General features: G+C 24.8%; 18 protein-coding genes and 1 pseudogene. 4 read left to right on the top strand and 15 right to left on the bottom strand.

Annotated features, from left to right (window positions below; translation table 11 throughout):
- Positions 1–6 precede the first annotated feature (6 nt).
- Both QZ321_RS01635 and QZ321_RS01630 read left to right on the top strand, forming a co-directional pair.
- Entirely contained in the window at positions 7–276 is a 270-nt protein-coding gene (locus tag QZ321_RS01635; RefSeq protein WP_291749265.1) for a hypothetical protein, read from the top strand.
- A 672-nt stretch (positions 277–948) separates the two neighbouring features.
- The gene (locus tag QZ321_RS01630; protein WP_291749267.1) at positions 949–2,019 is read left to right on the top strand and encodes a tyrosine recombinase XerC; all 1,071 of its coding nucleotides are present in this window, start codon (positions 949–951) and stop codon (positions 2,017–2,019) included.
- A 132-nt stretch (positions 2,020–2,151) separates the two neighbouring features.
- Here the strand turns inward: QZ321_RS01630 and QZ321_RS01625 are convergent, their stop codons facing one another.
- On the bottom strand, positions 2,152–2,532 hold the full coding sequence (locus tag QZ321_RS01625) for a hypothetical protein (RefSeq protein ID WP_291741119.1): 381 nt from the start codon (positions 2,530–2,532) through the stop codon (positions 2,152–2,154).
- Between the two features lie 154 nt (positions 2,533–2,686).
- On the opposite strand from QZ321_RS01625, the gene lexA reads away from it, so the two are divergent.
- Entirely contained in the window at positions 2,687–3,289 is a 603-nt protein-coding gene (lexA, locus tag QZ321_RS01620; RefSeq protein WP_291741118.1) for a transcriptional repressor LexA, read from the top strand.
- Between the two features lie 42 nt (positions 3,290–3,331).
- Here lexA and QZ321_RS01615 read toward each other — a convergent pair whose 3' ends face one another.
- From QZ321_RS01615 to QZ321_RS01550, 14 genes and pseudogenes are all read right to left on the bottom strand, one after another.
- Positions 3,332–4,609, bottom strand: a complete 1,278-nt coding sequence (locus tag QZ321_RS01615; RefSeq protein WP_291749270.1) for a methionine gamma-lyase family protein — start codon at positions 4,607–4,609, stop codon at positions 3,332–3,334.
- A gap of 112 nt (positions 4,610–4,721) precedes the next feature.
- Positions 4,722–4,958 (bottom strand): RNA chaperone Hfq, encoded by a 237-nt coding sequence (hfq, locus tag QZ321_RS01610; protein ID WP_291749273.1) that lies wholly within the window; start codon positions 4,956–4,958, stop codon positions 4,722–4,724.
- Positions 4,959–5,003: 45 nt separating this feature from the next.
- Positions 5,004–5,930 carry a tRNA (adenosine(37)-N6)-dimethylallyltransferase MiaA gene (gene miaA, locus QZ321_RS01605; protein ID WP_291749275.1) on the bottom strand — a complete coding sequence of 309 codons (927 nt, stop codon included), beginning with the start codon at positions 5,928–5,930 and terminating at the stop codon, positions 5,004–5,006.
- Positions 5,931–5,943: 13 nt separating this feature from the next.
- The gene (mutL, locus tag QZ321_RS01600; protein WP_291749278.1) at positions 5,944–7,872 is read right to left on the bottom strand and encodes a DNA mismatch repair endonuclease MutL; all 1,929 of its coding nucleotides are present in this window, start codon (positions 7,870–7,872) and stop codon (positions 5,944–5,946) included.
- Positions 7,873–7,881: 9 nt separating this feature from the next.
- A complete protein-coding gene (gene mutS / locus QZ321_RS01595; RefSeq protein WP_291749281.1) occupies positions 7,882–10,587 on the bottom strand; it encodes a DNA mismatch repair protein MutS in 2,706 nt (901 codons plus the stop codon).
- Between the two features lie 240 nt (positions 10,588–10,827).
- On the bottom strand, positions 10,828–12,171 hold the full coding sequence (gene miaB / locus QZ321_RS01590) for a tRNA (N6-isopentenyl adenosine(37)-C2)-methylthiotransferase MiaB (protein WP_294196316.1): 1,344 nt from the start codon (positions 12,169–12,171) through the stop codon (positions 10,828–10,830).
- An 823-nt stretch (positions 12,172–12,994) separates the two neighbouring features.
- A complete protein-coding gene (locus tag QZ321_RS01585; RefSeq protein ID WP_294196034.1) occupies positions 12,995–13,270 on the bottom strand; it encodes a hypothetical protein in 276 nt (91 codons plus the stop codon).
- Positions 13,271–13,358: 88 nt separating this feature from the next.
- Complete coding sequence (locus QZ321_RS01580; protein ID WP_291750167.1) at positions 13,359–14,294, bottom strand: GNAT family N-acetyltransferase; 936 nt, start codon at positions 14,292–14,294, stop codon at positions 13,359–13,361.
- A gap of 87 nt (positions 14,295–14,381) precedes the next feature.
- Positions 14,382–16,287: pseudogene (locus QZ321_RS01575) on the bottom strand (bifunctional 4-hydroxy-3-methylbut-2-enyl diphosphate reductase/30S ribosomal protein S1).
- Positions 16,288–16,328: 41 nt separating this feature from the next.
- Positions 16,329–16,985, bottom strand: coding sequence for a (d)CMP kinase (gene cmk, locus QZ321_RS01570; protein ID WP_291741871.1), 657 nt, complete (start codon positions 16,983–16,985; stop codon positions 16,329–16,331).
- 106 nt (positions 16,986–17,091) lie between these two features.
- Positions 17,092–18,306, bottom strand: a complete 1,215-nt coding sequence (locus tag QZ321_RS01565; RefSeq protein ID WP_291750164.1) for an NAD(P)/FAD-dependent oxidoreductase — start codon at positions 18,304–18,306, stop codon at positions 17,092–17,094.
- Positions 18,307–18,387: 81 nt separating this feature from the next.
- Complete coding sequence (locus QZ321_RS01560) at positions 18,388–19,284, bottom strand: MurR/RpiR family transcriptional regulator (protein WP_291741866.1); 897 nt, start codon at positions 19,282–19,284, stop codon at positions 18,388–18,390.
- Between the two features lie 113 nt (positions 19,285–19,397).
- Positions 19,398–19,937: a class I SAM-dependent methyltransferase gene (locus QZ321_RS01555; protein ID WP_291750161.1), complete on the bottom strand. Its 540-nt coding sequence runs from the start codon at positions 19,935–19,937 to the stop codon at positions 19,398–19,400.
- A 10-nt stretch (positions 19,938–19,947) separates the two neighbouring features.
- Entirely contained in the window at positions 19,948–20,688 is a 741-nt protein-coding gene (locus QZ321_RS01550) for a pseudouridine synthase (RefSeq protein WP_291750158.1), read from the bottom strand.
- Positions 20,689–20,872: 184 nt separating this feature from the next.
- Between QZ321_RS01550 and ilvA the strand changes: the two genes are divergently transcribed.
- Positions 20,873–22,072, top strand: a complete 1,200-nt coding sequence (gene ilvA, locus QZ321_RS01545) for a threonine ammonia-lyase (protein ID WP_291750155.1) — start codon at positions 20,873–20,875, stop codon at positions 22,070–22,072.
- The last annotated feature ends 15 nt before the right edge of the window (positions 22,073–22,087 follow it).

Raw genomic sequence — 22,087 nt, 5'->3', positions numbered from 1 at the left:
GAGTCTGTGCCTATATATGAAGAAAAAGAAGTTTTAATATGTAATGGTTGTGGAGCGGATATAACTTCTGACCCTTGGGGTCATATAGAAGACCAAGCTTTAGCGGGAAATATGGCTTGTGGTAGTTTTCATGGGGATTATCAGCAAGTTCAAGTTGGGACTAATACAATTAACCATCCAGCAGTAGTAGAAAAGAAATGGATAGTTGATAAGGCGGCATGGGTAGAAACTGTTACTACGGGGCATACTTGTAGTGGTTGTGGTGCTAAGAAATAGCTAGAATATTTATATATGTTATTTAAATATAGAGAGTATCGTTTAGGTACTCTCTTTTTTGTTACATAGCTTTCTTTATTAGGGAATGGGGGTATATGACTTTAGATGTGTTTATTGTATTTGTGGGCTTATATAGTGTCTTTATTTGGTAGATTTACTTTTAAATTATAGATTACTGTATAGCTTATATGTTCTTTTAAAATTTAATAAAGGAGGTTATAGGTATGGTTAAGAAAGCTAGAAGGTATTTAGGTTTATTTCTAGCTAGTATGGTATCGTTATCGTGTATGCCTAGTGTAGCGTGGGCTGATGGTGATGTATTTAGGGCTGATTGTACTGTTGATACTGAAGACGCTCTGTAATTAAATTTAAATTTTATATTACAAAAACATATACATTTACTAGTTTTAATAAAAAGTTTGAATTTAAAATTTTATACAATAGGTATTTGTTGTGAAGCTTTATTATTATGAATATTTCAAAATTTATACTTTATTCATTATAATACTTTAAATAAAAATTTAAAACTAGTTTTATAATTTTATAATAAATAAAAATGCTATTAAAAGCTTATAAAAATTTCGCTAAATGATTATTTAGCGAAATTAATTGTTGATTTAAATTTCTTATGATATACTAATATTAAATATTATAATATAAAAGGAGATCTTTATGGATAGAATAGAAAATACAAAAACTAAAATTAATATAACTTCAATTATTAAAAATGATAAAACTAATATAAAAAATAGATTTGGAATCGATATTCAAGAAGTAAATTCTCTTCCTAAGGTTATTATAGATTTTTTTAACTATTTAGAAACTATTAAAGGTAAATCAACAAATACAATTGAAGCTTATAAAATAGATTTATGTTTGCTTTTTAAATATTTAAAAGTATATAAAGGTTATTATATTCCAGACGACGTAGAATTTGAAGAAATACCTATTAATGATTTAGGAGAAGAATTTGTAAAAAGTATTATTTTAACAGATCTTTATAGCTTTTTATCTTTTGTAGAAAAACAAAGATCAAATGGAGCTTATGCAAGAGCAAGAAAGGTAGCTACTTTTAAATCATTTTTTAATTATTTATACGTAAAAGCAAAAATAATTAATTGTAATCCAGCAGCAGAATTAGAATCTCCTAAAATAAATAAACGTCACCCAATATATCTTACTTTAGACGAAAGTATTTCACTTCTTTCATCTCTTGATAGTTCTAATTGCAATTACTTGAGAGATTATTGTATTTTAACTTTGTTCCTTAATTGTGGATTGCGTTTATCAGAGTTATGTTCTATAAAAATAGATAAAATAAAAGGTGATACTTTAACTATAATAGGAAAAGGAAATAAAGAACGTACAGTTTATTTAAATAATGCATGTTTAGAAGCTATAAATAATTATATTTCAAATAGAAATGATTCTAAAGCTAGTGATGAAAATAAAAAATATTTATTTTTATCATCTAGGAACACTCCAATTAATAAAAGAACTGTTGAGTTATTAGTAAAAAAACATATTAAAAATGCTGGATTAACAAAGGATAAATATACTCCTCACAAACTTAGACATACTGCTGCTACACTTATGTATAAACATGGAAATGTTGATATTAGAAGTTTACAAAATATATTAGGTCACGAAAATATATCTACTACACAAATTTATACTCATGTTGATGAAGATATTTTAAGAGAGGCTGCTAATTCAAATCCTCTAGCTAATTTAAAAAAATAATTCTACTAAGAACAAATGTTCTTGTTAGGAAAAAGCATATAAATTTAAATATATTGATAAATTAATAAAAATATCTAAAAAAATTAAAAGAAACTCAATAATAACAAGAGTTTCTTTTAATTTAAATAACTTTTATTTCTTAATTTTTCTTATACCAGGATAAATTTCTTCTGTTAAGTCTTCTAAATCTGTATAATCCTCTACTCCTAGCTCATCAAAGTAAACAATATTATCAAAAGCATCAATATAATCATCATTATTTAAAATATTTTCATGATTTTCTAGCAAAATTTCATCTTCTTCATAAATATTTTCTTTTTCTTCTTTGATTAAGTCCATGGCATTTTTAAGTTCTTCTTCAATAAATTCATTTTCTTCTACAGTTTTAGCTATATCTTCAATATTAATTGCCCTAATATCAATTCCCTCTTCTTCTAAGCATTTTCCACAATTATCACAAATTTTTTTTGAGAATAAATCACAATAATCATCTTCTATATTTTTATAAGTCATAAAATCACCACCTTGCTTTATTAACTTTATAATTCTATCAATTATTTTATTATATTTCAATAATATAATAAAATAATTGATAGAAAAAGAACGTAAGTTTGATATTGTAATATCTATGTGTTATAATATACCTAAATTAAGTGAGGTGTTGAAAATGCGTCAAGTAAGAGATAAGCAAAATGAAATATACGAATTTTTAAAAACTTACACCGATAATAAAGGATACCCTCCTTCTGTAAGAGAAATTTGTGAAGCTGTAGGATTAAAATCTACATCATCAGTTCATGGTCATCTTAAACGTTTAGAAAGTAAAGGGTTAATAAAAAGAGATCCAACTAAACCAAGGGCATTAGAAATAAAAGATGATTCTATAAAAAAAGAAATAATAAATGTTCCTATAATAGGAAAAGTAACTGCAGGTTTACCAATATTAGCTAATGAAAATATAGAAGATGTATTCCCTATTCCCCTTGATTATATAAGTCATAATCAAGAATTATTTATACTAAATATAAGCGGAGACAGCATGATTAATGCAGGAATTTTTGATGGAGATTTAGCGATAATAGAAAAATGTAAAACAGCAAAAAACGGTGAAATAGTTGTTGTATTAATAGAAAATGAAGCTACTATTAAAAGATTTTATAAAGAAAAAAATCATATAAGATTACAGCCGGAAAATGATAATATGGAAGCAATTATAGTTAATAATTGTAAACTTTTAGGTAGATTAGTTGGATTATTTAGATCTTATTAATAAAAAAAGAACTTATAAAATTTATAAGTTCTTTTTTTATTTTTAAATTATATTATTTAATGAAATTAAAATTCCTATTTTAGCATGATCAAATGTTAATCCACCCTGTAAATATGCTATATATGGTTCTCTTATAGGAGCATCAGCAGATAATTCGATAGATGAACCTTGAATAAATGCACCAGCTGCCATTATAACTTCATCAGTATATCCAGGCATAGCCCATGGTTCACATTCAACATAAGAATCTATTGGAGAACCCTTTTGAATCCCCTTACAGAATTTAATTAAATTTTCTTTATTATTGAATTTAATAGCTTGAATAATATCACTTCTTTTATCTGTATATTTAGGTAAAACTTCAAAGCCTGAAAGTTCCATTATTCTGGAACAAAATACTGCCCCTTTAAGTGCTTCCATAACTATATGTGGAGCTAAGAACAAACCCTGATACAATTGCCTCATTACTCCAAAGGTCGATCCGCATTCTCCTCCTATTCCAGGGGTTGTTAATCTATAAGCTGCATTATTTACATATTTTTCTTTACCGGCTATATACCCTCCTGTTGGTGCAATACCACCACCAAGATTTTTTATAAGTGATCCAGCAACTAAATCTGCTCCTACGTCTGTAGGTTCAATTTTATCTATTAATTCTCCATAGCAATTGTCTACAAAAATACAAATATCATTTTTAACTTCTTTTATTTTTGAAATTATCTCACCTATTTCAGAAACTAAAAATGATTTTCTCCATCCGTATCCTGTACTTCGTTGAATATGTACTAATTTAATTGTAGGATCTTCCTTTATTATTTTTATAATTTTTTCAGTATCAAAAGTATTATTTTTTAAATCTACTTGTTTATAATTAATCCCGTAATCTCTTAAAGATCCTATATTTTCTTTACCATTTATTCCAATTATATTATGTAATGTATCATAAGGAGTACCTGTAATACATAGCATTGTATCTCCTGTTTTTAAGTTTCCAATTAATGCACAACCAATAGCATGGGTTCCATTTACAAAATGAGGTCTAACCAAAGCACTTTCAGTATTAAATATTCTTGCATAAACTTTATCTAAAGTATCTCTACCTATATCATCATATCCATATCCTGATGAATTTGTAAAATGCATATCACTTATTTTTTCTTCTTGGAAAGCATTAAGAATTTTAAGTTGATTATATTCCCTTATCTCATCATATATTTTGAACTGTTCTTCAACATCAAGCAACGCTTTTTTATATAATTCAAATACATATGGTTTTATATTATAATATTCTATCATTAACTTTTCTGTTTCTTTTAACATTAAAACTCCTCCATTATTTATATTTTCATAATAAATTATATATAATTATTGTGAAAATATAAAGTATTTTTATTATAATTATATATAAGAAAAGAACTGTTAAAAACAGTTCTTAAAAATTCTCATTATCTAAAAAAGGAAGAGGTTTAGATGGATTTATTGTTGTTATTGAATGTTTATACACTAACATTTGTTTACCTTCACAATCTAAAATAACAGTAAAATTATCAAAGCCTTTAACAAGTCCTTTTAGGTGAAATCCATTAATTAAATAAATGGAAACTAAAGTTTTATTTTTTCTTGCATTGTTTAAGAAAATATCTTGAATATTATTACTTTGTTTATTCACAATAAATACCTCCATAACTGAAATAGCTAAATTAAACAATTAAAATTACCTATTTAAATCATCTAATATTATCTTAATTATTTCATTATCTGATAATAAATCTTTATTTAAGAATTTAGCCCTTGGATCTTTTCTAAACCAAGTTAATTGACGTTTTGCATAATTTCTAGAGCCTTGCTTTATCATTTCTATAGCTTCATTTAAAGTTATTAAATTATCAAGATATAAAAGTAATTCTTTATATCCTATTCCTTGCATAGATTGCATAGATGAATTATACCCATTTTCTTTTAATTTAATACACTCTTCTAAAAGTCCATTTTCAAACATAATATCTACACGTTTATTTATTCTATCATAAAGCTTTTCTCTATTCATATCTAATACATAGTAATGAACATCATATTTGCTTTTATAAAAATCTTTACTAGAATTAAAGGAGCTAAATGGTTTATTAGTTATTTTAAATACTTCTAATGCTCTTATTACTCTTTTTCTATTATTAGGATGTATTGAATTATAGCTTATGGGATCAATATCTTTCAGCATTTCATGAATATAAGAATCTCCTTTAGATATAGCAAGTTTTTCTAAACTCTTTCTATATTCTTCATCACTTGATGCTTCTGTAAAATTCATATTACAAGTTAGTGAATTTATATAAAGTCCTGTCCCTCCAGTTAGAATTGGTAATTTATTATTAATTAATAAATTATCAATTATTGGTTCAGCAATATTTTTAAAATCTACAACTGAAAATGGTTTATCAGGTGTTATTATATCTATCATATGATGTTTTATACCGTTCATTTCATCATATGGTATTTTTGCCGATCCTATATCCATATATTTATATATCTGCATAGAATCAGTAGAAACTATTTCTCCATTTAGTTTTTTAGCTAATTCTATAGATAAGGCTGTCTTTCCTACTGCAGTTGGGCCTGTTAAAACTAGTATTTTATTTTTCATATTATAAACCTTTCTATATTATTCTTCTAAATCTTTTATTTAATTCATATTCCGTAAATTTAATTATTATAGGTCTTCCATGTGGACAATTAAAAGGATTATCTATATATCTTAAATCTGAAATAAGTTTTTCCATTTCAATTTGAGTTAAGTAATCATTAGCTTTAACTGCAGCTTTACATGCAATAGTAGCAATTTTATTTAATTTAACTTCTGTAGTTTTACCACCACCTAAATTTTTCAAATTATCAATTATGCTTAATAAAAAGTTTTTAGTATCTAATTTACCTAAAAAGTAAGGAACTTCTTTTATTGCAATGGTGTTACCGCCAAATTCATCTATAATAAATCCAGCATTAGTAAATATAGATATATTTTCTTTATAACATTCATAATCGTCTAAAGATAAATCTATTATACAAGGAATTAATAATTGCTGAACTATAATATCATTGCTTTCTATATCTTTAATATATTTTTCATAAATTATTTTTTCATGTGCAGCATGTTGATCTATTATATATAGTGTATCTAAATATTCAGCTAATATATAAGTCTTACTAAATTGACCAATAACACGTAAATCAGGAAACTTAGCAGAGTTTATTTTTGAGCCTTGTAAATTATCATCATTTATCACAGAGTTTGAAGAGGAAGTTGATTTGTTATCTTTAATAAAATAATTAATATTATTATTTTCATGTACAGTTTCATTATTTAATGATTCAGAATTATTATTTCTATTAGTTTCTTTTAATTTATTATATAAATCCTCTTCTACAGTAACATCTTGTATTGTAATATTCTTATATATATCATTTATAGAATGTTCAAATTTATTATTAGAAATAGCACTTTCTTTATTAATAGTATTTTCTATATCTAAATCTAACTTAATTTCTTCAATAATTTCCTTATTTACTGGTTTGTTTTCTATTGAAAATGAATTAAATATATCTTCTTTTAAAGTTTCATGTATTATATCAAATACTTTTTTATAAATAAATCTTTCATCTTTAAACTTTATTTCAGCTTTTGTAGGATGTATATTAACATCTATAGAATCAGGTAATAAATCTATAAAAATCACAAAGAACGGAAATTTGTTAACAGTAGAAAATGATTTAAATGCATTTTCTACTGCTGCTACAATTGTTTTATTTTTTATATATCTATTATTAACGAATATACTTTCATTATTCCTAGATCTCTTAGCTATTATTTCTTTTCCTATATAACCATAAATTTTTAAAGTTTCGCTTTCAAAATTAAAATTTAGTACATTTTCAGATATACTTTTACCGTAGATATTTCTTATAACATTATTTAAATTACCATCACCATATGTGTGCAATATCTTTTTCCCATTATTAAATAATTTGAAAGATACATTTGGATTAGACAAAGCTATTCTTAAAACAATATCACTTATTAAGCTTCCTTCTCTTGAGTTAGATTTTAAAAATTTTCTTCTTGCAGGAACATTAAAGAATAAATCCTTAACTTCAATTAAAGAACCATTATTCATTCCAATATCGCTTAATGATATCTTTTCTCCACCCTCTAATATTATTTCTTTACCAAAATCACATCCATAAGGCTTACTTTTAAAGGTTAATTTAGATACGGAGGCTATAGAGGGTAAAGCCTCTCCCCTAAATCCTAAAGTGTTTATAGAATATATATCTTCAACTGTTTTTATTTTAGACGTAGCATGTGGCAAAAAAGCTTTTTCTATATCTAAATTATGAATTCCTATACCATCATCTATAACTCTTATAAGTGATGTTCCACCATCTTCTATTTCAATTGTTATATTTTTAGAATTAGCATCTATGGAATTTTCTACAAGCTCCTTAACTACAGATGAAGGACGTTCTACTACTTCTCCAGCAGCTATTTTATTGGATGTGTGTTCATCTAATATGTTAATTCGATTCATAGAAACCTCCTATTTTAATTTCTTTGCTTCTTGTACTATTTTAAATAAAGTATTCATTGAATCTAAAGGAGTCATATTCATAACTTCTATATTTGAAATTCTAAGTAATAGATCTTCTTTTTCAATCATAGAAAAATCTATTTGTAGTGGCTCATTATTTTCTTTAACAATATTAACTTTATTTTCTTCTTTAATATTATTTATATATATTTCTTCAAAAGAATCGTCTTTATCTAAATCTAAAGCCGCTTCTTTTTTATTATTTAAATTTTCATCTTTTTTATTATTAAATAACTTATCTATCTCTATTGATTTTTCATTTTCTAATTTATATAAAATTTGTTTAGCTCTTTCTATTACTTCTAATGGTAAGCCAGCAAGTTTAGCAACTTCAATACCATAAGATTGATCTGCTCCACCTTCAATTATTTTTCTTAAAAATATAACTTGATCTTCAGTTTCTTTAACTGCAACTGAATAATTCTTAATTCCAGGAATTATTCCTTCTAATTTAGTTAATTCATGATAATGAGTAGCAAATAATGTTTTGCATTTTAAGTTAATATTTTTAGATATATATTCTATAACAGACCATGCAATACTTAAACCATCATAAGTTGATGTACCTCTTCCAACTTCATCTAATAAGACTAAACTATTAGGAGTTGCATTTTTTAATATATTAGATACTTCCCACATTTCAACCATAAACGTTGACTTCCCACCTGCTAAATCATCTGAAGCACCTATTCTTGTAAAAATTTTATCACAAACAGATATATTAGCTTTTTTAGCAGGTACAAAAGAACCTATTTGTGCCATAAGAGTAATTAATGCAACTTGCCTCATATAAGTTGATTTACCAGCCATATTAGGACCTGTTATTAAAAGTAATCTATTATCATTTTTATTTATAAAAGTATTATTAGATATAAATTCTCCATTACCTATTACCTTTTCTACTATAGGATGTCTACCATCTTCTATATCTATTATTCCTTCATTATTTATACTAGGTTTAATATAATCATTATCTATAGCAACTTTAGCTAAGGTTGTAAGGACATCTAAGGATGAAATTATATTTGCACTATTTTTTAATCTAGGAATTTGCTTTTCTACTTTATCCCTTAATTCTATAAACAATTCATATTCAAGTGCCATTAAACGTTCATCGGCTCCAAGAATTTTTTCTTCTACAACTTTAAGTTCTTCTGTAATATAACGTTCAGCATTTGCTAAAGTTTGCTTTCTTATATATCTTCCTTCTGGAATTAAATTATAATTAGCTTTAGATATTTCTATATAATATCCAAAAACTTTATTATATCCTATTTTTAATGATTTTATCCCGGTAAATTCTCTTTCTTTACTTTCTAATGAAGCTATCCACTGTTTTCCATTTGATTTTGCTTCTCTAAGTTCATCTACCTTATTAGAGTAACCAATCCTTATTATATTTCCTTCCTTAATAGAAGTTGCCGGATCTTCTATTAATGCATTTGAAAGTAAGACACTTATATCTTCTAATGTATCTAAATTTTTAAACCATCTATTTAATAAATCTGATTTAAATAAAGATAACTTTTCTTTTATTTCAGGTAGTTTTTTCAAAGATATATTTAAAGATACTAGATCTTTTGCATTTACATTTTTATTAGCAATTTTACCAACTATTCTTTCAATGTCATATATGTCTTTTAAAGATTCTCTTAATTCCTCTGTAAAATAAATATTATTAAATAATTCATTTACAGAGTTTAATCTATTATTAATTTCATTTATATTAATTAAAGGTTCTTCTATCCACTTTCTTAATGTTCTACCACCCATTGTAGTAGATGTTTTATCTAAAACCCAAATTAAACTACCTTTTTTTGATTTTTCTTTAAGGTTTTCAGTTAACTCTAAATTCCTTCTAGAACTACTATCTATAGTCATATAATTAACTATGTCATAAGTTTGAAGAGTATTTATATTAGAAAGACTCATTTTTTGTGTGTCTAATATATATTTTAATAATACTGAAGAGGCTACTTTACTTCTTAAATCCAAGCCTGTAACTTCTACTTCACCAAATTGATTTATAAGTTCATCGTCAGTACAATTAAAAGTAATTATATCTTTTTTTGTTATCAATGCATTGCTTATATTATAAATATCACTTATTAATTCCTCATCAAAATTAATATCTATAATAACTTCTTTAGGTGAAATTTTAGAAACTTCATCTAAAAGAGTTGTCTTTAATTCTTTAAAAAATGTAGTTTTAAATTCACCTGTGGAAATATCAGATGATGCAACTCCATAGTATCCATCTTGATTATATATAGCCATTATATATGTATTTTTATATTCATCTTCTCCTAACGATTCAGAAAACGTTCCTGGAGTAATAACTTTAATTACATCTCTCTTAACAATTCCTTTGCTTTGAGATGCATCTTCAACTTGTTCACATATAGCAACTTTAAATCCTTTTGATACTAATTTAGAAATATAATTAGAAGCAGCATGAAAAGGAATTCCACACATAGGAGCTTTTTCTGTAAGTCCACATTCTCGACCTGTTAAAACTAATTCTAATTCTTTAGATGCAGTTTTTGCATCTTCAAAAAACATTTCATAAAAATCGCCTAATCTATAAAAAAGTATACAATCTTGATATTTTTCTTTTATATTCATATATTGGCTCATCATTGGAGTAAGTCCCATGTTAATCACCTCATTTGTATTTTAAATTTATATATAATTTAAATATTTAGAATTATATATTTGTTTATTATTTTTTTACTATTAAAAAATATTAAAACTAAGAAATAATCTTAGTTTTTTAATTAATAAAATTAAATAAATATTATAAAAATAGCAAATTTAAATTCATTATATCAAAAAAAAATATAATAATAAACAAAAATAAAAAGGATAATTTCTATATAGAAATTATCCTAAAAATTATTTTATAGCTTCACCTAATAAAGAAAAACTTTGTGCTTTAGTAACTTTAACATTAACTATATCTCCAATATTAATGTTTTCTCCAGAGAAATTAACTAATCTACCATTTCTAGTTCTTCCAGAAAGTTTACTTTCGTCATTTTTACTAGTACCTTCAACTAACACTTCAACAACTTTTCCTTCGTAAGCTTTATTTTTAGCTATAACAGAATTATTTAAAACTTCAACTAATCTATTAAATCTGTGATGTTTATCTTCTTCAGAAACTTGATCTAACATCATATCAGCTGGCGTATTATTTCTTCTAGAATATATAAAAGTGAAAGCTGAATCATATTGAACTTCTTTTACTAAATTTAAAGTGTCTAAGAAATCTTCTTCTGTTTCTCCAGGAAAACCAACAATTATATCTGTTGTTATAGCAACATCAGGTATTTCCTTTTTGATTTTATTTACTAAAGACATGTAGTATTCTCTTGTATAATGTCTGTTCATTTTCTTTAAAATTCTATCAGATCCACTTTGAACTGGTAAGTGGATTTGTTCACATAACTTATCACATTCTTTTACTGCATTAATAACATCATCATTTAAATCCTTTGGATGAGAAGTCATAAATCTAACTCTTTCTAGACCTTCAATTTCATTTATCATTCTTAAAAGCTTAGCAAATGAAACTTCATTTTCTAATCCCTTACCATAAGAATTAACATTTTGTCCTAATAAAGTGATTTCTTTATATCCATTTGAAACTAAATCTTTAATTTCGTTTATTATATCTTCTGGTTTTCTAGATCTTTCTCTTCCTCTTACAAAAGGAACTATACAATAAGTACAAAAATTATTACATCCATACATAATAGTTACAAAAGCCTTTACATCACTTTGTCTATCTATTGGTAATCCTTCAACAATTTCCTCTTCTTTATTAAATATTTCTTTTATTTGAACACCTTCTGTTCTCACTCTATTTAAATATTCAGGGAATTTATAGGCATTATGGGTTCCAAAAATAATATTAACATATGGGAATTGCTTCAATATTTTATCTGCCATTCCTTCTTGTTGCATCATGCATCCACATATCCCAATTATTAAATTTGGATTTTTCTCTTTTAATTTTTTTAATTGTCCTAAGTTACCAAATACTTTGTTTTCAGCATTTTCTCTTACACAACATGTATTGAATAATATTATTTCCGCTTCATTTTTATCTTCAGTTCTTGTATATCCAAGTCTTTTTAGCATTCCAGATAGTTTTTCTGAATCTTCTTCATTCATTTGGCAACCATACGTATGAATATAGAAGTGTTTTTCTTCTCTATTATCTTGTTCCTTCATATTATCTAATAATGTATAATCAAATTCTTTCGACATTAATCTTTCCTCCATTGTTATTTATGTATTATATAAATTCTTAATGTATTATAGCATAAAATTATTATATAAATAAATAGTAAATATTAAAAGAAAATATATAACCTTCTATAGTAAAATAAAAAGCTAAGAAATAAATCTTAGCTTTTTATTATTATAAATTATTATACATATTAAACAAGATTATGTTATAATAAATTTAACATAAATTAAGTAAGGTTTTAGGATAATGGAAAAAGAAATATTATATCATGATAGTTACATGAAGATACAATACACAGAAATTCGAAAACATAGATTTACAAAAGATTTTTAATGCTAATTCTTTGTATAATTTTATCATATTGAAATTGAAGGATAATTCTGTTATTATTTTTATAAGGAGTTAGGTTTTACCCTAACCCCAAGGTTTTATTTTAATATCGCTATTAATATCAGTATCCAGCCGATAAGCGATATTAATTTTATGACGAGCTTTTCAAGTAAATCTATTATCTTGATTAGCTCTTTTATTTTCTCCCTTATTTTTCACCTCTTTATAATTATATTACAAAACATAGGCTATATAAAGAATTATTTATATTTACCTCCAGAATTTACTTTATTAGTAATAATAATATTTTATCATTAATTTTATTTTGTTTCTAATTTTAAACAAAATAAAGGAATCTATTATTAAATAACAGATTCCTTTACATTATGGAATATCAAGCCACTCTTCTTCATCCCAATCATTATAAAAAGCAGTTAATTCAAGTGTATCCTTATAAAATTCCTCATTAGTATTTTAAAAAAAATCCCACATTTCCATTACAAATTTCTTTGATTTACTTTCTTCACAATAAGATTCAAATATTTCTTCAATATAATTTCTATATTCAGAATTATAATTATCCTTTATAAACTGTATTGCCTTGTCTTCATCCTCAGACATTATTTCTACACATCTATCCCAAAACTCTTTTTTAAAATCATCATCATTAAGGCTAAGTTTCATCCTAAATCCTTTTATTATTTCAATAATATCTTTAGTTTTAGTTATATCAATCAAATTTACACTCATTACTACTATCTTTCACCCTTCTTATAATAACTATTTACATTATAATATTATAATAATATTTTAGAAAAAAATTAATATTTTAGAAAATTTATCTTTCCCAAATATTAATTATGGTTTTTGGAGAAAAGCCAATCCAATTATATAATTTTAAAGCCTTATAATTACTTTCTTCAACTCGTATAAATAGTTTATCAATTTTACTATCTTTAGCTTTTTTAATTAAATAGTTTAATAGAATTTTACCAAATCCATATCCTCTAAAATCTTTTAGTATTCCAAAATTAACAACAGTATACATATCCTTATTATAAATTATTTGACCATATCCAATAGATATATTATTAACTTTAATAAATAATGATAAGTCTTCGATATAATAATCTTGTTCAATATCACTTTCTATATCTTCAATTTCTAAAGGAATTCTAGTAGAAGAGGAAAAAATAGAATTTTGTAATTTACAACGGAGTTCTTCGTCTTTTTTTAAAGCTACTTTTTCTATAGATATTTTTATTTCTTTCATATTAGCATTATATAATAGATTTAATTTTTGTAATAATTCATTATTATATTTTAATGAAGTTATTAAACTATTTACCTCTTTTTCTTTGCTATAATTACTTAAATCCATATTCATTAAAATTGAGGGTCTTACTTTTTTAAATCCTAATCTTAAAAGCGTTTCATTAGCAATTTCATCATCTAAAGTTTCATAAGATAGAACAGTATTATTAAAACTACTTAAAGTTTTAGATGATATTAAATTTAAATATTCAGGTTTAATATATAATGACCATACACGCACTGGAATTTCAACTGGAACTTCATACCAAATAAATCCTATAACAGTTTTATTATAAGTAAATAACTTAACAAACTTTTTTAAAAAAACCTTCAAAAAAAACTTTTCATTTTCATAGTATTCAAAAAAGTTTTTATCATAGTTTTCTTTGCTAAATCTCTCTAAATTTAAAGTTTTAAAATTCTCAAAGTTATTACTAGATAACCTTTCTAACAATACCATATTTAACCCCTATTTAATTTTATTAATTATTAATATATATAAAAAGATTACACTTATATATGTGTAATCTTTTTATTATTTTTAAAATTATTGTGCATCTTTTATACTTAATGCAATTCTTTTTGTTTCTGAATCAATGCTTAAAATTATACATTTTACTTCTTCGTTAATTTTTAATACTTCAGAAGGATGCTTAATATGATCATGGCTTATTTTAGAAATATGAACTAAACCATCAATTCCTGGTTCTAATTCCACAAATGCCCCAAAATCATTAATTCTAACTACTTTACCTAAAACAGCCGAATTAACAGAATATTTTTCATTTACTACACTCCATGGTTCTGGAGTTAAAGCTTTTATGCTTAAAGATAATTTCTTTTGTTCTTTATCTAAGCTTAAAATCTTAACATCCACAACATCACCAATATTTAATATTTCTTCACAAGAATTAACATGTTTCCATGAAAGTTGAGATAAATGAATTAAGCCATCGATTCCATTAATTTCAGCAAAGGCTCCAAATTTAGTAAATCTCTTAATTTCAGCTTTAACAATATCTCCTTCATGTAAAGAATCCCAAATCAGTTTTTCTTTTTCAGCCTTAATTTCTTCTAATATAACTCTTCTTGATGCAACTATTTTAGAAAGGTTATCTCTTGAAAAATCTATTAATCTTACAGTTAAAGTAGTCCCAACTAAGCTTTCTTTATCTTCCACATACTTTGTATCTATTTGAGAGGCTGGTATAAAAATTCTAATACCATTATAGTAAGATACTAATCCCTTTTCTTTAACTTCTTTAACAACAACGTTAAGTTCAGATTTACTATTAAATAATTCTTCTAATTTATTTAATGTTTCTTCCTTTTCATATTCTAATCTAGATAAAACTACATAGTTATCTTCATTTTTTAATTTTATTACTTTAGCTTTTATTTTATCTCCAACATTTAAGCTTTCCAATAACGAATTTAGTTTATCTTCAGATGTAAGTTCCTTAAATGGAATTACACCATCAGATTTATATCCTACTAAAGATATCTGTAATTGACCATCCTTTATTGAAAGTATTTCTCCTTCAATTTCATCACCAATTTTAAAACGTCTGTCCATTTCATTCATTAATAATAATTGTTCTTCCATTTTACAATCCCTCCACAATATTAATTACTTCCTTTATAATCCAATCTGGAGTTGAAGCTCCAGCTGTTATACCAATGCTTTCAAAGTTTTTATTTTCTAATATATCTTTAGGTAGTTCACTAGCATTTTCTATATGAATTGTATTTTCACAACTTTCTTTTGCTATTTGATATAACTTAGTTGTATTTGAACTATGTTTACCACCTATAACAATCATAAAATCAACTTTTTTTGATAAATCATAAACACTCTTTTGTCTTTCTTCAGTTGCAGCACAAATCGTATTAAATGATTTTAAATCCTTAATTGATTCCTTAGATAAATTATTAATTGTTTTGTCCCAATTTTCTTCTTTTTCTGTAGTTTGTGAAACTACACAAACTTTATTAGGTAATTTACTTTTAAAACTACCATCATTGGTAATTATAGCGTCATTATTACACCATCCATTAATACCAATAACTTCGGGATGATTTTCATCACCAAGGATAACAATTTTATATCCTTCATTTGAAAATTTATTAACCTTTTTTTGAATATTAGTTACAAAAGGACATGTTGCATTTATAACAGTTAATTCCTTTTCATTTAAATAATCAAATGTTTCTTTAGATATACCATGAGACCTTATTAAAATAACATCTCCCTTATTTAAAGTATCTATATTATCTATATCTATAGAATATATATTATTTTCTTCTAAATATTTTACTACATCACCATTATGTATTAATGGACCTAAAGTATATATTTTTTTATTAAAATTTTTTTGAGTCTTTATTGCCTCTTCTACTGCTCTTTTAACACCAAAACAAAAGCCAGCATTTTCAGCTAATAATACATTCATAAATTTTCTCCTGCATATTTTATTTTTTAATTCTCTTAAATCTATTGTAAATCATTTTCTATAAAATTACAAATTATTTCAGTAACTTCATTAATGTTATAATTAGAACTATCAATTTCTATAGCATCATCAGCTTTTCTTAATGGATCAACTGCACGAGTACTATCAATATGATCTCTTTTTATTATATCCTCTAAAAGCTTATCATAATTAACATCTAAACCTCTATTTATAAGTTCATTATATCTTCTTCTTGCTCTTTCTTCTGCTGATGCAGTTAAGAAAAATTTAAATCTTGAATTTTTTAAAACTACAGTTCCAATATCCCTACCATCCATGATAACATTATATTTTTCAGACATTTTTCTCTGTAAAAAAACAAGTTTTCTTCTTACTTCAGGAATAGAAGCATAATCAGAAACTATTTCACTTATTTCCGGCATTGTTATTTCATTTTGAATATTTATATTATCTAATATTAAATCATCATTTTCAAAACGCATATCCATATCGTCTATCATAGATATTAACTTTTCAACATTAGTAGTATCTATATTATTTCTTTTAGCTAATAAAGCTACAGCTCTATACATTGCTCCAGTATTTATATACATTAAATCAAATTTTTTACCGACTAATTTAGCTATTGTACTTTTACCTGCTCCAGCAGGACCATCTATCGCTACTGATATTTTCATTATATTTTTTTCCACCTTTCAAAAATACATATATTATGTTCCTATTAATTATATAATTAAATTTTAAATATAACAATCTTTAAGAAAATAATAGAATTTATTGTTTTTAAAGATTATTTCCAGCAATATAACCTGTTGATAATGCTATTTGAACATTATATCCACCAGTAAATGCATCTACATCTATAACTTCACCCGCAAATGATAAATTTTTAATCACCCTTGATTTCATAGTAGATGGATCAATTTCAAGTGTATTAACTCCACCAGCTGTTACTATTGCTTCATCTATAGGTCTTAAACCCTTAATATTCATTTTTATATTTTTTATTACATATACAAGATTTTTTCTTTCTTCTTTTGTTATAACATTTACTTTTTTATTTTCTGAAATCCCACTTAATTTAATTATTAGAGGAATAATTTTTTGAGGTAATAAATCATTTAAAGAATTTTTAAATTCTTTATTTTGGTACTTTAAAAAATCTTTTTGAATTCTTTTATCAAGTTCATTGATTTCTAAAGCAGGTTTTAAATCTAATATTGCTATGTAATCAAAATCACTTTTTATAAACCTAGAAGCTTTTAATACTAAAGGGCCAGACATTCCATAACTTGTAAATAACATTTCACCTTGTTCTTTATATATAATTTTATTATTTTTTAAAATACTTAATGAGATATTTTTAAGAGATAATCCCATTACTTCTTTTAACCATTTTTCATTTAATTCAATTGGAACTAATGATGGCTTTAAATCAATTATGCTATGTCCAAGCTTTTTTGCAAATTTATATCCATCACCAGTAGAACCTGTTAAAGGATAAGATGCTCCGCCAGTAGCAATAATGAAATAATCTCCTAGTATCCTTTGAGAACTATTAATTTCCACTCCTAATATTTTATTATTTTCATATAAAATATTAGTAACCTTAGAATTAAGTTTAATTTGAACATTATTAGATTTTAATTCATTAAATAATCCTTTTATAATATCAGAGGATTTATCAGATGATGGAAATATTCTTCCACCACGTTCTGTTTTCAGTTTAATTCCTTGATTTTCAAAAAAATTTATAGTATCTTCATTTGTAAATGAATAAAGTGAACTATATAAAAAATGAGGATTTCCATAAATATAATCAAAAAATTCACTTATATCTTTGGCATTTGTAACATTACATCTGCCTTTCCCTGTTATAAAAAGCTTTTTACCAATTCGATCATTACCATCTAAAAGAATAACTTCATGTTTTTTAGATGCTGTTATTGCAGACATAATTCCTGCTGGTCCAGCCCCTATCACAATAACCTTTGACATTAAAATTCCTCCTAAATATTATTTATAATAACTAAAGGAATTAACATTTTATTTGTTAATTCCTTTTATTAAATAGAATATTTAATCATCTCCTACATTTCTATTATTATAAGAATAGACATTATATTCTTGCCAGATCTCCTCTAAACTATTAAATGTAGATGATATACTTTCTTTTTCTCTCATTCCAACAGCTATTATTAAAGCATTTATTACAGATAAAGGTGCAACTAAAGAATCAACAAATGATGCCATATTACTTTGAGCTATTAATGCATAATCAGCTCTACTTGCTAAAGGAGATAAAAAGCTATCTGTTAAAGACACAACTGTCGCTCCTCTATCTTGTGCAAATGCTAATGCATCTATTGTTCTACTTGCATAACGTGGAAATCCAATTCCTATTACTAAATCACCCTCACCAACATTTATCATTTGTTCAAAGATATCAGAAATACCGTATCCTACAGTTTTTACATTTTGTAAAATGATATTTAAATAAAATCCTAAAAATTCTGCAAGTGCCATTGAACTTCTAAGACCTATTATATAAATCCTTTTAGCTGAAAAAATATTATTAACTACATCTTCAAATGTGTTATAATCAATTTTTTCCATTGTAGATCTTATATTTTCCATATCTGCCTTTAAAACACCTTTTAAGGTATGACCTTCAGTTATATAATCACTAGATAATTCTAATCTTTGAACTGTTGTTAATTTATTTTTTATTAATTCTTGAAGAGACTTTTGAAGTTTAGGATATCCAGAGAAACCTAATTCTATTGCAAATCTTACTACTGTTGATTCCGAAACACCAACAGAAGTTCCGAGCTTAGCGGCTGTCATAAATGCAGCTTTATCATAATTTTTTAATATATATTCAGCAATTAATTTTTGCCCCTTACTTAATCTTGCAAATCTAATTTGAATTAACTTCATTAAGTCCTTTGATTCATCATTAATACTTTGTTCCATTATCATACGCTCCCATTTAATTAACTTAAATAAGTTTAACACTATTTATAAATTTAATCAATGTTAATACTTTAAAAAATGCAAGATTTTTAAAGTACTAATTCTAATAAAAATTATTTCTTTTCTACTATAATTAGTAAAGGAGATTTCTCTGATCTATTTATACATTCATGTATCATAACACCAAAGCTATTTTTAGGTAAAGTCTTTAAATATTTAATAATGCAATTTTTTTCTTCCATACCTTCATTATGCCCTCTATAAATTGCTATAGATATTATTCCATTTTTAGATAATAAGTTTAAAGATAGTTGTATACTCTTAAGACTAGTTTCTGCAAGTGTTGTTATTTCTTTATTACCGCCTGGTAAATATCCAAGATTATAGCATACACAATCCACTTCTTCATTAATAAATTTATCTATTTTATGATGAGATTCATTTATTATTATTACATTATTATTTTTATCTATGTATTTTTCACAAGCTTCTTTTTGGATTTCAAATGCATATACTTTTTTAAAACATGAAGATAGAAAATCACAATCATATCCATTGCCTAAGGTTGCATCAATAGCAACATTTTTATTTTTTACATATTCCTTAATAATATTGTGTGATAATATACTAACATCTGAAACATATTTAAACATAAAATAACTCCTATAATCCTTTAATATATTCTAATTCACTATTTGTTAATTCTCTCCATTCACCTTTTTTTAAATATCCTAACTTTATATTTCCTATTGCAACTCTTTTAAGACTAATTACCTCATGATTTAAAGAAGAACACATTCTTCTTATTTGTCTATTTTTGCCTTCATGTATTGTTATTTCAACAGTTGATAAAACTTCATTGCAATTTTTTTTCTTATTAAATTTACTTTCTTCAGAAATTATATCAATATTTGCTTCAGCAGTAATATATCCTCCTATATCTATTCCTTTTTTAAAATGTTTAATATCACTTTCAGAAAACTTTCCTTTACATACAGCAATATAAGTTTTATTTATAGATACCCTAGGATGAATTATATTATTATAAATACTACCATCATTAGTTAATATTAAAAGTCCAGAGCTATCATAATCTAATCGTCCTATAGGATATATTCTTTCTTTAACATTAACTATATCTAATACTGTTTTTCTACCCTTTTCATCTTTAACAGAAGTTATATATCCTTCTGGTTTATTAAGCATTATATAAACTTTTTTTTCTTCTACCTTTATAACATTATTATTATATTCTACAATATCTTTTTCTGGATTAATTTTAGTTCCAACTTCTGTTATAACTAAACCATTTACTTTTATTTGACCATCTAAGATTATTTCTTCACACTTTCTTCTTGAAGCAACACCACATCTAGCCATATATTTTTGTAATCTTTCTTCCATTTTATTCACTCCGTCTATTAATATTCAAGGTAATTATATAGTTTATAATTAATTAATACAACTAAATATTTATAGTTTATATTTATCTTAAATATAAATAATTAAATTTAATTTTATAAATATATATTTTTATGATAATATATATTGGAAAAAATAGTTAATTGAAATGATGGGAGAGAATTTGATGAGTTTAGAAAAAATTAAAGAAGCAAGAAAAAATATAAAAAATGTGGTTATTAAAACTCCGTTATTATATAGTGATATATTTAGCAAAGCTAGTAATAATAATGTATATATGAAATGCGAAAATCTTCAAATAACAGGAGCATATAAAATTAGAGGTGCTTTAAATAAAATTATATCATTAACTGAAGAAGAAAAATCTAGGGGGGTCATTTGTTCATCGGCAGGAAATCATGCTCAAGGAGTTGCTTATGCAGCTGCATTAATGGGTGTAAATTCTAGCATAGTAATGCCTAAAACTACTCCATATTTAAAAATTGAATCTACTAAAAATTATGGAGGTAATATAATACTTCACGGAAAATGTTATGATGATGCCTTTGTTAAAGCAAAAAAAATTGAAGAAGAGGACGGAAAAGTTTTTATACATCCTTTTAACGATAAAAATGTAATTTATGGACAAGGAACAATTGCTCTTGAAATATTTGAAGAAATTAATGACTTAGATTATATAGTTGTTCCAATTGGCGGTGGAGGTTTAATTTCTGGTATAAGTATTGCTGCTAAATCTTTAAATCCAAATATAAAAATAATTGGAGTACAAGCTGAAGAAGCTGCATCAATGGATTTAAGTGTTAAAAAAAATAAAATTTGTACATTAGAAACAGTTAATACTATTGCTGATGGTATTGCAGTAAAAACTCCTGGTAATATAACTTTTGAAATAATTAAAGAATATGTAGATAAAATTATAACAGTTTCAGAAAGTGACATTGTAGATGCATTTCTTTTATTAGTTGAAAAACATAAATTAGTGGTTGAAGCTTCGGGAGTAGTAACATTAGCGGCACTTAAAAAATTAAAAGTAAAAAATAAAAAAGTCTGCTGCATATTAAGTGGTGGTAATATCGATATGATTACAATCTCAAAACTAATAAATAATGGACTTGTTTCTAAAGGTAGATTATTTTGTTTTGCTGTAGAACTTAAAAATGTTCCTGGAGAATTATTAAAAATATCAGAAATATTAGCAAAAGAAAATGCAAATGTAGTAAAGCTTGAACATAATCAATTCAAAGCTATTAATAGAATACACAATGTATTATTAGAGGTTACTGTTGAAACTAATGGTCATGAGCATATTGAGAGAATTGTTAATTCCTTTGAAAAGGAAAAATATTTCATTAAAGCTATGTATTAAAAATAAGTCTTACCA

The sequence above is a fragment of the uncultured Clostridium sp. genome (genome assembly GCF_910588715.1).
In the GTDB taxonomy this organism is placed as follows: Bacteria; Bacillota; Clostridia; order Clostridiales; family Clostridiaceae; genus Clostridium.
Note: the sequence above shows the minus strand (reverse complement) of the source record. Positions and strands in the feature narration are given on the sequence as shown.

Excerpts from the sequence above, each read along its gene's own strand:
- QZ321_RS01630 (WP_291749267.1), top strand. The coding sequence starts at position 949 with ATGGATAGAATAGAAAATACAAAAACTAAAATTAATATAACTTCAATT.
- QZ321_RS01625 (WP_291741119.1), bottom strand. The coding sequence starts at position 2,532 with ATGACTTATAAAAATATAGAAGATGATTATTGTGATTTATTCTCAAAA.
- lexA (WP_291741118.1), top strand. The coding sequence starts at position 2,687 with ATGCGTCAAGTAAGAGATAAGCAAAATGAAATATACGAATTTTTAAAA.
- QZ321_RS01615 (WP_291749270.1), bottom strand. The coding sequence starts at position 4,609 with ATGTTAAAAGAAACAGAAAAGTTAATGATAGAATATTATAATATAAAA.
- miaA (WP_291749275.1), bottom strand. The coding sequence starts at position 5,930 with ATGAAAAATAAAATACTAGTTTTAACAGGCCCAACTGCAGTAGGAAAG.
- mutL (WP_291749278.1), bottom strand. The coding sequence starts at position 7,872 with ATGAATCGAATTAACATATTAGATGAACACACATCCAATAAAATAGCT.
- mutS (WP_291749281.1), bottom strand. The coding sequence starts at position 10,587 with ATGGGACTTACTCCAATGATGAGCCAATATATGAATATAAAAGAAAAA.
- miaB (WP_294196316.1), bottom strand. The coding sequence starts at position 12,171 with ATGAAGGAACAAGATAATAGAGAAGAAAAACACTTCTATATTCATACG.
- QZ321_RS01585 (WP_294196034.1), bottom strand. The coding sequence starts at position 13,270 with ATGAGTGTAAATTTGATTGATATAACTAAAACTAAAGATATTATTGAA.
- QZ321_RS01580 (WP_291750167.1), bottom strand. The coding sequence starts at position 14,294 with ATGGTATTGTTAGAAAGGTTATCTAGTAATAACTTTGAGAATTTTAAA.
- cmk (WP_291741871.1), bottom strand. The coding sequence starts at position 16,985 with ATGAAAATATCAGTAGCGATAGATGGTCCTGCTGGAGCAGGTAAAAGT.
- QZ321_RS01565 (WP_291750164.1), bottom strand. The coding sequence starts at position 18,306 with ATGTCAAAGGTTATTGTGATAGGGGCTGGACCAGCAGGAATTATGTCT.
- QZ321_RS01560 (WP_291741866.1), bottom strand. The coding sequence starts at position 19,284 with ATGGAACAAAGTATTAATGATGAATCAAAGGACTTAATGAAGTTAATT.
- QZ321_RS01555 (WP_291750161.1), bottom strand. The coding sequence starts at position 19,937 with ATGTTTAAATATGTTTCAGATGTTAGTATATTATCACACAATATTATT.
- QZ321_RS01550 (WP_291750158.1), bottom strand. The coding sequence starts at position 20,688 with ATGGAAGAAAGATTACAAAAATATATGGCTAGATGTGGTGTTGCTTCA.
- ilvA (WP_291750155.1), top strand. The coding sequence starts at position 20,873 with ATGAGTTTAGAAAAAATTAAAGAAGCAAGAAAAAATATAAAAAATGTG.